12 protein-coding genes are annotated in these 11,486 nt (G+C 62.1%); 3 read left to right on the top strand and 9 right to left on the bottom strand.

Translation table 11 applies throughout. The features are described 5' to 3' along the window. Positions 1-4: 4 nt before the first annotated feature. The 6 genes from KF796_06185 to KF796_06160 are packed head-to-tail and all read right to left on the bottom strand — an operon-like array spanning position 5 to position 5,333. A complete protein-coding gene (locus KF796_06185) occupies positions 5-2,140 on the bottom strand; it encodes a type IV pilus secretin PilQ (GenBank protein ID MBX3586213.1) in 2,136 nt (711 codons plus the stop codon). Further along, entirely contained in the window at positions 2,137-2,676 is a 540-nt protein-coding gene (locus KF796_06180) for a pilus assembly protein PilP (GenBank protein MBX3586212.1), read from the bottom strand. Before KF796_06180 ends, KF796_06185 begins: the two co-directional genes overlap by 4 nt. Beyond that, positions 2,673-3,347, bottom strand: coding sequence for a type 4a pilus biogenesis protein PilO (locus tag KF796_06175; protein MBX3586211.1), 675 nt, complete (start codon positions 3,345-3,347; stop codon positions 2,673-2,675). Before KF796_06175 ends, KF796_06180 begins: the two co-directional genes overlap by 4 nt. 4 nt (positions 3,348-3,351) lie before the next feature. After that, positions 3,352-3,984, bottom strand: a complete 633-nt coding sequence (locus KF796_06170) for a PilN domain-containing protein (protein MBX3586210.1) — start codon at positions 3,982-3,984, stop codon at positions 3,352-3,354. Further along, entirely contained in the window at positions 3,981-5,060 is a 1,080-nt protein-coding gene (locus KF796_06165; GenBank protein ID MBX3586209.1) for a pilus assembly protein PilM, read from the bottom strand. Before KF796_06165 ends, KF796_06170 begins: the two co-directional genes overlap by 4 nt. A 60-nt stretch (positions 5,061-5,120) precedes the next feature. Beyond that, on the bottom strand, positions 5,121-5,333 hold the full coding sequence (locus KF796_06160; protein ID MBX3586208.1) for a hypothetical protein: 213 nt from the start codon (positions 5,331-5,333) through the stop codon (positions 5,121-5,123). Here KF796_06160 and KF796_06155 point away from each other — a divergent pair. After that, positions 5,332-7,737, top strand: a complete 2,406-nt coding sequence (locus KF796_06155; protein ID MBX3586207.1) for a penicillin-binding protein 1A — start codon at positions 5,332-5,334, stop codon at positions 7,735-7,737. The two genes, KF796_06160 and KF796_06155, sit on opposite strands and share 2 nt — an antisense overlap. On the opposite strand, the gene cyaY is transcribed toward KF796_06155, so the two are convergent. Further along, positions 7,727-8,056, bottom strand: coding sequence for an iron donor protein CyaY (cyaY, locus tag KF796_06150; GenBank protein ID MBX3586206.1), 330 nt, complete (start codon positions 8,054-8,056; stop codon positions 7,727-7,729). The genes KF796_06155 and cyaY overlap by 11 nt on opposite strands. Before the next feature lie 12 nt (positions 8,057-8,068). Here cyaY and KF796_06145 point away from each other — a divergent pair, with 12 nt between their 5' ends. After that, positions 8,069-8,293, top strand: a complete 225-nt coding sequence (locus KF796_06145) for a lipoprotein (GenBank protein ID MBX3586205.1) — start codon at positions 8,069-8,071, stop codon at positions 8,291-8,293. Between the two features lie 129 nt (positions 8,294-8,422). Then, positions 8,423-9,700 (top strand): diaminopimelate decarboxylase, encoded by a 1,278-nt coding sequence (gene lysA, locus KF796_06140; GenBank protein MBX3586204.1) that lies wholly within the window; start codon positions 8,423-8,425, stop codon positions 9,698-9,700. Positions 9,701-9,743: 43 nt separating this feature from the next. On the opposite strand, the gene KF796_06135 is transcribed toward lysA, so the two are convergent. Next, positions 9,744-10,370, bottom strand: coding sequence for a sulfoxide reductase heme-binding subunit YedZ (locus KF796_06135; GenBank protein ID MBX3586203.1), 627 nt, complete (start codon positions 10,368-10,370; stop codon positions 9,744-9,746). Between the two features lie 17 nt (positions 10,371-10,387). Next, the gene (gene msrP, locus KF796_06130) at positions 10,388-11,383 is read right to left on the bottom strand and encodes a protein-methionine-sulfoxide reductase catalytic subunit MsrP (protein ID MBX3586202.1); all 996 of its coding nucleotides are present in this window, start codon (positions 11,381-11,383) and stop codon (positions 10,388-10,390) included. Positions 11,384-11,486: the final 103 nt, after the last annotated feature.

Genomic DNA, 11,486 nt, shown 5'->3' with positions numbered 1-11,486 from the left:
CCACTCAACGCGCTGCGGCCCGATCCGAAATCATCTTCGGAGTGATGAAAACCAGGACCTCCTGCTTGCTGGAGGAGCGTTGCTTGCTCTTGAACAGGTTGCCAATGGCCGGGAGGTCACCCAGAACCGGCACCTTGGCCTCATTTTCTGTCTCGTTCAACTCAAAAATGCCGCCGATGACGACAGTACCGCCGTTCTCCACAAGCACCTGTGTCTTGATGTGCTTGGTGTTGATCGCGATCCCGGCCGCCGTGGTCTCGCCGCGGCTGTCCTTGTTGATGTCGAGGTCGAGAATGATATTGCCTTCGGGCGTGATTTGCGGCGTCACTTCGAGTTTCAACGTGGCGCGCCTGAAAGCCACGGCGGTGGCGCCGCTTGACGTCGCCTGCTGATAGGGAAACTCCGTGCCCTGTTCGATCATGGCTTTGGTTTGGTCCGCCGTAACGATTCGAGGGCTTGAAACAAGTTTTCCCCGTCCGTCCGCCTCTAGAGCCGACAGTTCAAGATTCAGGAATCGGTTTGCAGCAGAACTGAAGAGCGAGATTGCAAAACTGGCTGCGTTGTAGCCACCTTGACCCACTGCCGGCAAATTGACAAAGTTTGTGTTCACCGTGTTCAACGTTGCTGACGACTCCCCTGTCGTTCCAGAAACGGCGTCATACGTGCCCCCCAGCGCTATTCTGTTGCCGCCGCCAACGGAATAACCGGAATCACCACCCCGGATTCCCCTCAAATCACTGCCTCCCAGCCGTACGCCTAGAGATTTTCCAAAGGTATCGGAAGCCTCAACAATTCTGGCTTCAATCAGCACCTGGCGAACTGCCACGTCAAGCTTTGCAATCAGCTGCTGCACCTGCTCCAATTTGCTTCCGATGTCTGTCACAAAGAGCTGGTTGGTTCTGGGCTCGGCAATCACGCTGCCCCGCGTGCTGAGAATCCGTGCGCTCGCCGCGCTACCCGAACCACCAGCAGTCAATTGCGCGGCGACTTCCGCGGCCTTGGTGTAGTTCAACTGGTAAGCCTGCGTGCGAAGGGGCTCCAGATTCTGGATGGCAGCCTTGGACTCCAGATCCAGCTTCTCCTTGGCAGCGATTTCATCCTTGGGTGCGATCCACAGGACGTTGCCCGTCTTTCGCATGCCCAGCCCCTTGGCCTGCAGAATGATGTCCAGCGCCTGATCCCATGGCACATCTTTCAGGCGAAGGGTCACGGCGCCAGTCACCGAATCCGAGGTGACGATATTGAAGTTGGTGAAGTCCGCAATCACCTGAAGCAGGGAACGGACTTCAATGCTCTGAAAGCTCAGCGTGATTTTTTCGCCGCTGAAACCGGGTCCTTGTGTCAACTTGGTCGGGTCAATTTTCTGAGGACGTACTTCGACAACAAACTGGTTGTCGCTTTGATAGGCGCTGTGTTCCCAAGCGCCCTTGGGTTCAATCACAATCCGCACCCGGTCGCCGACCTGGAACGTCGTCACCGATTGAATCGGCGTGCCAAAGTCGGACACGTCAAGACGCCGCCTGAGTCCTTCGGGAAGGGAGGACTTGAGGAATTCGACAACCAGAGTCTGGCCTTGCTGCCGAATATCCACTCCAACCTGATTGTTGAGAAGATCCACAATCACGCGGCCGGAGCTGTCCGGGCCGCGCCGGAAATCAAGATCACGAAGCGGCAGGATCTCGCCAGTTCCGCTGGCGGCAAAAGCCACCCCATTGGCAGGCGTCGTGGAGGCCACTGGCACGGGGTCCAGAAGAACCAGCAGTGATTTACCCTGAATCTGGGCCTTGTAGGCCGTCGAAGCCTTGAGGTTCAGCACCAGGCGGGTACGCTCTCCGGCTTGAACCACATTGATTGATTTCAGGTTTCCCTGATTGATGTCTACCGTCGACCGCCCCAGCCCATTGGAGATGCCCGGAAAGTCCAGGGCGATGCGGGCAGGCGCCTGAATCGCAAACCCGGCGGGAATGGCCGCAAGTGGCTTCGAAAAATCGATCCTGACAACCTCGGAGCCCCCCTGAATCGACCCGGTAACGGCCTCCACAGAATTCTGCGACCAAGCAGCGAGCGGCAGCATGGCAATCGACAACATTGCCAATCCCTTGCGCACCCACCACCACAACATTCCGTTTCGATTTTTCATTTTGACCTCTCCAGCAGTTGCAACGTGGCTGGACGCTCTATCCATTCGCCTGCCGCATCCTGCACAATTTCACGCAAAGTCAGCTCAGTCTCTGTAATTTTCATGACCCGGCCATAGTTTTGTCCCAAGTAATTCCCTGTCCGGACCTGATACAGCAGCTTGTCCACCTGAACCAGGGCCACCGGTTGCCCACCCTTGACGATGCTGCCAACCATGGCCATGGTGTCGAGCGGATAGGCTTCCAGCGCTTCTTTGCGGCGCGCCAGTTCCGGAGCAATCAACCCGGCGTTGGACGTCACCTGCGACGATTCCCGCTTGAGCGCCTGGGTCAACTTCAGACTGCTGAAGGGATCCGTCAGGGCCTCCCCGTTGTAGGCCTGCGGCGTGAATTTTTTTGGCTCGGGAATCGGCTGGACTTTGGGTTTGGTCTGGCTGCGCTGCTCGTTCATCCATTGCTGCAACTCATCCTCGCCCGAGGACCCGCAACCATGCAGCGCGATGACAACGCTCGCAGCCAGAAAGACGCGCGCCCTCATTTCTTCGCTCCCTTGGGCCCAGCGGATTTGCGCTGTGCGGCAACCTCGTCCGAGTCGAGATAGCGGAACGTCTTCGCAATTGCATCCATCGTCAGGTTTCCATCGCGACTCGGAGCAATCGTCAGGTTGTTCAGGGTCACAATCCGGGAAAGATTCGCGATATCGGAGGCAAAAGAACCCACGTCGTGGTAACGACCAACAACGCGGATGGAAATGGGCAATTCCGCGTAATACTCCTTGACACTGACTTGCCCTGGCCGAAACAGCTCAAACTGCAGGCTTCGACCCAAGCCCGCCTGGTTGATGTCAGACAGCAGAGCGTCCATTTCAGCCTTGCTCGGCAATTGCTTTTCGAGTTGGGTGACGTACTGCTGCACCTGCTCCCTTTGCTTCTTCAAGGCATCCAGGTTGACCGCCTGCGTGAGCTTCTTCTTGTAGTCCTCGCGCAACTGCGTTTCCTTGCCGCGCTCGCTCTCGAGCTCCGCATCGGATCCATTGAGCCAGACAAACCAGAGGGCCACCACGATCGCAGCCATCAGGACAAGGCAAAGCGCATACCGCGGGAAAGCAGGCCACGATGACGGGTCATTGGGATCCAGGCCGCGAAACTGCGATTGGATTCGCTCCTGCAAGGCAGCGAAATCGACATTGGGAAGCTTCTTTGTCGCCATCGGGTCAGCCCTTTGTTCCGGACGAAGCCGACGGGGAAACAGCGCCGCTCGCTGCCTCAGCCGCCCGTTTCACCTCACTCGCGCGCACCAGCTTGACGCGGATGTTGAAGTTCGACACCCTGCGCTGATCCCGCTGTCCCAGGGCGATTGATGAAGCCACAATTTCCACCAGTTCAGGCCGCGCGAGCCAGTCGCTGTTGTTGGACAGATTGCGCAGAAGTTCGGACACGCGCTCATTGGACTGTGCAACGCCCTGGATCAGAACCGCTTGGTTCTCCTGGCGCATGCTGGTGATGTACACACCATCGGGCAGTTGCCGGGTCAATTCGTTCAGCAGGTGCACGGGCAGGTTGCGGTCGGCTTGCAAGTCCTCCACCGCCTGCTGGCGGGCTCGCAGCGCGGCAATCTCACCCTGAAGATTGGCGATGTCCTTGATCTGCGCCTCCATCCGCTTGATCTCGTTCTGCAACACCAGGTTTTTCCCCTGCTGAGTCGAAATCTGGGCTTGGTACCAGAGGAAGATGGCCCCTGCGATGACGCCGCCAACAAGCGCCGAAGCGCCAAGCGCGGCGTAGAAGGCTTCCCGCTTGCGCTTTCTTGCCTCCTCGCGGTGCGGGAGCAGGTTGATGAGAATCACAGGACAAACCTCCGCATCGCGAGGCCGCAGGAGGTCAGGTAGGACGGCGCCTCTCGCCGCATCTTTTTCTCGCGCACGTTCGCGCCAATCTGCATGCCTTCAAACGGATCCGCGAGGGTGCAGGCAAACGACGTCTGCTGGGTCACGGCGTCGGTCAGCCCGGGCAAAGCAGCCGACCCGCCAGCCAGGAGGATGTAATCGACCTTGTTGTGCGGCGTGCTGGTAAAGAAGAACTGGAGCGCCCGCCCCACTTCCTGGGCCAGGCTTTCCACAAACGGCTTGAGCACGCCGGATTCATAGTCCTCGGGCAGATCGCCATTGCGCTTCTTGGTCTCGGCTTCCTCGGCCGAGAATCCATACTGGCGAACGATCAACTGGGTCAGTTGCGCGCCACCGAATGCCTGATCACGGTCATAGAGCACCTCGTCGTTCGAGATCACCTGCATGCTGGTGGTGAAGGCACCGACTTCAAACAGGGCGACCATGGTGTCCACGCCCTTGTTCGGCAGATTCTCGATCAGCCGGCCCGCCGCCAGCCGCGATGAATAGGATTCCACATCGACGATCACCGGCTTCAGGCCCGCGGCCTCCGCGAGACCCTGGCGATCCTGGACCTTTTCCTTGCGCGAGGCGGCGATCAAAACTTCCACGTCACCGGCCGACGTTGCACTGGGCCCCACCACACAGAAGTCCAGGCTCACTTCGTCCAGGGAAAACGGGATGTACTGGTTGGCTTCGGTTTCGACCTGGATTTCCAATTCCTGGTCCGTCAGGCCGCCTGGCAGGATGATCTTCTTGGTGATGACCGCGGACGGAGGCAGCGCCATCGCGACATTGCGCGTGCGCGTGCCGCTTTTCTTGACCACCCGGCGCATGGCCTCGGCGACCTCGTCGAATTTCTCGACATTGCCGTCGGTGATCCAGCCACGCTCCAGTGGCTCGATCGCGCAACACTCCAGCACCAGGTTGCCACCCTTGTCGCGACCCAGTTCCACCAGCTTGACGCTGGACGAACTGATGTCCAAACCCAGCAGCGGCGCGGGTTGACGGCTAAACAAAGACCCCAAAGAGATCAAGACAGTCCCCTGAAATCCACCCGGCAACAGGTGTAACAAACTTAAGAATTCACTTGAATGCTAGCAGTAAGCTCCTTGTCCGGCAAAGGTTTTTTCCGTTTTGACTGCTTTCGAGCGTTGCCAAAAACTGACGTTCGGTACTGGCATACTGAGCAGCTTGGCGCCCCGGGTGATCGCCTTGGCGGAGCGCTTTCCCGGCAGCAAAATCCCGGGTTGCAGGCGGCACAGGTGCCGGTTTTTATAATGCCAACGGGACCTTACGCGAGTTTTCATGCCTAACACCACACCATCTGCCGAGCCCGGCGAGTCGCGCGCATCCCGAGCAAAACGTCCATTGTGGCTGGGCTGGCTGATCCGCATTGGTTTCTGGGTGTCGGCGACGGCACTGGCGGGGGCGTTGTCACTGATGTTGCTGGTGGCCGTAGCCCTGGCGGTTGCCTATCCCAACCTGCCGGACATCTCCGACCTGTCCGACTACCGCCCCAAGCTGCCGCTGCGCGTCTTCACGTCCGATGGCGTCTTGCTGGGTGAATTCGGCGAGGAGCGCCGCAACCTGACTCCCATCGCCGAGATTCCCAAAGTGATGAAGGATGCCGTCCTGGCCATTGAAGACGCGCGCTTCTATTCCCATGGCGGGGTGGACTACCTAGGCGTCATCCGCGCCGGGCTGGCCAACATGGGGCGCTTCAAGAGCCAGGGCGCTTCGACCATCACCATGCAGGTCGCCCGCAATGTTTACCTGTCCTCGGAAAAGACCTACACCCGCAAGATCTACGAGATCCTGCTGACTTTCAAGCTGGAGCACCTTCTTTCGAAGGACCAGATTCTTGAAATCTACATGAACCAGATTTTCCTGGGCAACCGGGCCTACGGCTTCGCCGCGGCCTGCGAAGCCTACTTCGGCAAACCGCTCAAGGACATCAGCGTGGCTGAGGCCGCGATGCTGGCCGGCCTGCCCAAGTCCCCTTCGGGCAACAACCCGATCTCCAACCCCAAGCGCGCCCGGGTCCGCCAGCTCTACATCATCAGCCGCATGGAGGAAAACGGCTTCATCACGGCTGCGCAGGCCGAGGCGGCCCGCAAGGAGGATCTGCATGTGCGGTCCGGGCCCGACAACGCGCGCATCCACGCGGAGTTTGTGGCCGAAACCGTGCGGCAACTGGTGCACGCCCAGTACGGTGACGAGACCTACACGCGCGGCCTGAATGTCTACACCACGCTCAAGGCCGTGGACCAGGACGTGGCGTACAAAGCCCTGCGCAAGGGGATCATGGACTACGAGCGGCGCCAGATCTACCGTGGCCCCGAGAAGTTCGTGGAGCTGCCCGCCGGCGCCAAGGAACTGGATGACGCGATCGATGATGCCCTGAACGACCACCCCGACAACGGCGACGTGATGTCTGCCGTGGTGCTGGAAGCCAGCCCCAAGAAAATCATCGCGGTGCGCCAGAACGACGAAACGGTCGAGATCACCGGCGAGGGCCTGCGGCCTGCGCAGTCCGGCCTGTCCGACAAGGCACCGCCCAAGATCAAGATCCGCCGGGGCGCCGTGATCCGCGTCGTGAAGACGCCCAAGAACACCTGGGAAATCACCCAGCTGCCCGAGGTCGAGGGCGCCTTCGTCTCGATGGACCCGCGTGATGGCGCGATCCGCGCGCTGGTGGGCGGGTTTGATTTCAACAAGAACAAGTTCAACCACGTCACCCAGGCCTGGCGCCAGCCAGGTTCGAGTTTCAAGCCCTTCATCTATTCATCGGCGCTGGAAAAAGGCTTCACGCCGTCCACCATCGTCAACGATGCGCCGCTGTTCTTCGATGCCGGCGTGACCGGCGGCCAGCCCTGGGAACCCAAGAACTACGACGGCAAGTTCGAGGGCCCCATGGCGCTGCATGCCGCGCTGGCCAAGTCCAAGAACATGGTGTCCATCCGCATCCTGCAGTCCGTGGGCGCGCAATACGCCCAGGACTGGATCACGCGCTTTGGCTTCGAGGCCGAGCGCCACCCGGCCTACCTGACCATGGCGCTGGGCGCGGGGTCCGTGACCCCGATGCAGATGGCCACCGCCTATTCGGTCTTCGCCAATGGCGGCTACCGCGTCAACCCGTGGCTGATCACCCGGATCGTCGACCAGAAGGGCAAGATCCTGGTCGACAGCCAGCCCCCCCTGCTCAACGAGTCGGTGCGGGCCATCGACGCGCGCAACGCCTTCATCATGGACCGGCTGCTGCAGGAAGTGGCGCGCTCGGGCACCGCGGCGCGCGCCCAGGCCACGCTCAAGCGGACGGACCTGTATGGCAAGACCGGCACCACCAATGACGCCATCGACAACTGGTTCGCCGGCTTCCAGCCCACGCTCACGGCCATTGTCTGGATGGGCTATGACACGCCCAGGTCGCTGGGCGAGAGCGAAACCGGGGGGCGCCTCAGCCTGCCGGTCTGGATCACCTACATGGAAACGGCGCTCAAGGGCGTTCCGGTGACCGAACCTTCAGCGCCCGAAGGCGTGATCAATGTGGGCGGCGAGTGGTACTACGACGAATACGCGCGCGGTTCGGGCGTCAGCAGCCTGGGCCTGGAAGACAAAAGCCTGATCGGGCCCGACGGGAGCCAGCCGCCCAAGCTTGCGCTGCCGCCAGCGGACGAGAAAAAGAGCATCCTGGACCTGTTCAGGAACTGAAGTCCAGGCGCTGGGCCCCCTGCTCGCTCGCGTAGCGCGACAGATGGGCCAGGAACTCACCCTGGCCCTTGGTGTCCATCCAGGACCGGCCGTCGAATTTGTAGTGGAAGCCGCCGGCCCGCGCGGCCATCCAGACTTCATGCAAGGGCTTTTGCAGGTTGACGATGATCTGGCTGCCGTTGGGAAACGTCAGCGTGACCATGCCGCCGACCCGCTGGTTGTCAATGTCGGCATCGGTCTGGTCATTGATGCGGTCGCAGGCCGATTCGATGTGCCGCAGCAGCGCCTCGGCGCGGTCCATGAACTCGGGATCGGTCATTACAATTTCGCCATGTTGAAACTCTCCCGGATTCTAGTCAGCACCGCCACCCGGGCCCTGCCGTTTGCCCTTGCCGCGAGCACGGTTGTCCTGGGCGCCTGTGGCCAGAAGGGTCCGCTGTACCTGCCCACCGATCCGGCGGCCGCCCGCCGCGCGACCCTGCCCGAGACGCTTGCGCCAGGCTCGCGGGACGCGGCCCCGGCACCCGCGGCCCCGGCCAGCACCCCGTCGCGCTGAGCGCCGGCATTCTGTCCGCCACGGCCCGCTGCCACCGTCAAATCCATCGCGCTCCCGGCGCACGACCTTGAATTGCCCATGGCCTCACCCGCCTCGCCCGCCTAAGATTTCCCGATTCCCCAGACTGCCATGAACGATTCCCTGCTCCCCGGCCACCCTCACCTTGCCTTCCATGGCAACGACCTGCGCATTGAGCAAACCAGCCTGCATGAGCTCGCGCAGGCCCACGGCACGCCGCTGTTCGTGTACTCCAGGGCCGCCATGCTCGAAGCCCTGGCGGCCTACCAGCGCGGCTTTGCCGGCCGCAAGGCCCGCATCTGCTACGCCATGAAGGCCAATTCATCGCTGGGCGTGCTGCAGGTGTTCGCCCAGGCCGGCTGCGGCTTTGACATCGTCTCGGGGGGCGAACTGCAGCGCGTGCTGGCCGCGGGCGGCGACCCTGCCAAGGTGATTTTTTCGGGCGTGGGCAAGACGCGGGCTGAAATGCGCCAGGCGCTGCAGGCCGGCATCGGCTGCTTCAATGTCGAGAGCGAAGCCGAGCTCGAGGTGCTCAACGAGGTGGCCCAGGCCGCGGGCGCCACAGCCCCGGTCAGCATCCGCGTGAACCCGAACGTGGACCCCAAGACCCATCCTTACATCTCCACGGGCCTGAAAGGCAACAAGTTCGGCGTGGCCCACGAGCGCGCGCTTGAAACCTACCGGCGCGCCGCGGCCTTGCCTGGCCTGAAGGTGGTGGGCATCGACTGCCACATCGGCTCGCAGATCACCGACGAGACGCCCTACCTCGACGCCATGGACCGCGTGCTTGACCTCGTTGAATCGGTCGAAGCGGCCGGCATCACGCTGCAGCACATCGACTTTGGCGGCGGCCTGGGCATCAACTACAACGGCGACCAGCCGCCGGCCGCCGACGCGCTGTGGCGCCGGCTTTTCGACAAGCTGGATGCACGTGGTTTCGGTGACCGCGAGTTCATGATCGAGCCCGGCCGCTCGCTGGTGGGCAATGCCGGCGTCTGCCTGACCGAAGTGCTTTACCTCAAGCCCGGCGAGCAGAAGAACTTCTGCATCATCGACGCGGCCATGAACGACCTGCCGCGGCCCGCAATGTACCAGGCCTTCCATGCCATCGTGCCCGTGGCGCGGCGCGAGGGCCCCAGCGGCACCTACGACGTGGTGGGCCCGGTGTGCGAGAGCGGCGACTGGATTGGCCGCGACCGGGAGCTGGCCGTGCAGCCCGGCGACCTGCTGGCCGTGCTGTCGGCCGGCGCCTATTGCATGAGCATGGCCAGCAACTACAACACCCGGGGGCGCGCGGCAGAAGTGCTGGTGGATGGCGCCCGCGCACACCTGATCCGGGAACGCGAAACCGCCGCGGACCAGATGCGCGCCGAGCATCTGGTGCGCTGACTTGCTACGTTTTATATAGCACGCAGTGGCCGGCTGGCCTGGACTACAGCCTCTTTTTCTTCAGAAACTGCACCAGGCGCCAGCCCAGCAGCGTCCCCAGGATGGCGGCGTAGACCGCCACTTCTGCAAAGTTGTTCTTGCCTGCCCGCATCCAGAAAAAATGCAGGATGCCAAGCCCGGCAATCACATAGACCAGCTTGTGCAGCAGTTGCCAGCGCCGGGCGCCCAGCGCCTTGATGGCGCGGTTGAACGACGTGGCCGCCAGCGGAGTGAGCAGCACGAACCCGGCAAAGCCCACCAGGATGAACGGCCGCTTGACGATGTCCTTCGCGATGTCGGCCACGACAAAGCCCATGTCGAACCAGCTGTAGCTCAGCAGGTGCAGCACCACATAAAAATAGGTGAACAGGCCCAGCATGCGGCGAAAGCGCGCGAGCGCCGGCAGGCCGGCCAGCGTGCGCACCGGGGTCACCGCCAGCGTGATGCACAAAAAGCGCAGGGTCCAGTCGCCGGTGGAACGGATCAGGTACTCGGCGGGGTTGGCCCCCAGGGCATCGGCAAACGCACCGTACACCAGCCAGGCAAAAGGCAGGAGGGCCGCCACAAACACCAGCGGCTTGGCCGCGGGATGCAGCAGCAGCGGACCGACGGCAGCGGCGCGCCGGGGCATTTTGGCGGCCGTGTCCATCAGAAGAACTTCTTGAGGTCCATGCCGGCGTACATCTGGCCCACCTGCGGCTCGTAGCCGTTGAACATCAGCGTCTTGCGCTTCTTGGCGAACAGGCCGTCCTCGCCGATGCGGCGTTCGGTCGCCTGGCTCCAGCGCGGGTGGTCCACATTCGGGTTGACGTTGGAATAAAAGCCGTATTCCTGCGCGGCGGCCTTGTTCCAGGCGGTGCGCGGCTCCTTTTCGGTGAAGCGGATCTTCACCAGGCTCTTGCCGCTCTTGAAGCCGTACTTCCAGGGCACCACCAGCCGCACCGGCGCGCCGTTCTGGTTGGGCAGCACCTCGCCATACATGCCGAAGGTCAGCAGCGTGAGCGGGTTCATCGCCTCGTCCATGCGCAGGCCTTCCACATAGGGCCAGTCAAGCACGCGCGAGCCCACGAACGGCATGGTCTTGGGGTCGGCCAGGGTGATGAACTCCACGTACTTCGCATTGCCCAGCGGCTCCACCTTCTTGATGAGTTCGCTCAGCGAATAGCCCACCCACGGAATCACCATGGACCAGCCCTCGACGCAGCGCAGGCGGTAGATGCGCTCTTCCTGGGCACTGAGCTTGATCAGGTCCTCGAGGTTGTATTTGGCCGGCTTCTTGACCAGGCCCTCGACTTCCACCGTCCAGGGCGAGGTCTTGAGGGTGTGCGCATTGCGGGCGGGGTCGGCCTTGTCGGTGCCGAACTCGTAGTAGTTGTTGTAGGTGCTGGCGTCCTGGTAGTCGGTGACCTTTTCCATGGTCACGCCACCGGCCACCGCCGTCTTGCCGCCCGGCAGGGCCGCCAGCTTGCCGGGCCGCGGCACCTGCGCCAGCGCCTCGCGGCCGGCCCAGGAGGCCAGTGCCGCCCCGGCCACGCCGGTGGCCATGAGCTTCATCAGGTCACGCCGGCCTTCATAGACCTGGCGCGGGGTGATTTCGCTGGCATAGGGGTGAATGAAACCCTGGCGGCTGGAACGGTTCGACATGGTGAAGTCCTTGTATCTTTCAAAAGGGTCTGAAGCTAGGTCTGGCTTCGGCGTCCCCTTCTTACAAGGTTACAAGGATTTCACCCCCTGCACAGTCAAGGCC

The sequence above is a fragment of the Ramlibacter sp. genome (assembly GCA_019635435.1).
GTDB lineage: Bacteria > Pseudomonadota > Gammaproteobacteria > Burkholderiales > Burkholderiaceae_C > JAHBZM01.
This window is presented reverse-complemented; position numbering and strand designations above follow the sequence as displayed.

Excerpts from the sequence above, each read along its gene's own strand:
- KF796_06155 (MBX3586207.1), top strand. The coding sequence starts at position 5,332 with ATGCCTAACACCACACCATCTGCCGAGCCCGGCGAGTCGCGCGCATCC.
- cyaY (MBX3586206.1), bottom strand. The coding sequence starts at position 8,056 with ATGACCGATCCCGAGTTCATGGACCGCGCCGAGGCGCTGCTGCGGCAC.
- KF796_06135 (MBX3586203.1), bottom strand. The coding sequence starts at position 10,370 with ATGCCCCGGCGCGCCGCTGCCGTCGGTCCGCTGCTGCTGCATCCCGCG.
- KF796_06180 (MBX3586212.1), bottom strand. The coding sequence starts at position 2,676 with ATGAGGGCGCGCGTCTTTCTGGCTGCGAGCGTTGTCATCGCGCTGCAT.
- KF796_06145 (MBX3586205.1), top strand. The coding sequence starts at position 8,069 with ATGTTGAAACTCTCCCGGATTCTAGTCAGCACCGCCACCCGGGCCCTG.
- KF796_06160 (MBX3586208.1), bottom strand. The coding sequence starts at position 5,333 with ATGAAAACTCGCGTAAGGTCCCGTTGGCATTATAAAAACCGGCACCTG.
- KF796_06175 (MBX3586211.1), bottom strand. The coding sequence starts at position 3,347 with ATGGCGACAAAGAAGCTTCCCAATGTCGATTTCGCTGCCTTGCAGGAG.
- msrP (MBX3586202.1), bottom strand. The coding sequence starts at position 11,383 with ATGTCGAACCGTTCCAGCCGCCAGGGTTTCATTCACCCCTATGCCAGC.
- lysA (MBX3586204.1), top strand. The coding sequence starts at position 8,423 with ATGAACGATTCCCTGCTCCCCGGCCACCCTCACCTTGCCTTCCATGGC.
- KF796_06185 (MBX3586213.1), bottom strand. The coding sequence starts at position 2,140 with ATGAAAAATCGAAACGGAATGTTGTGGTGGTGGGTGCGCAAGGGATTG.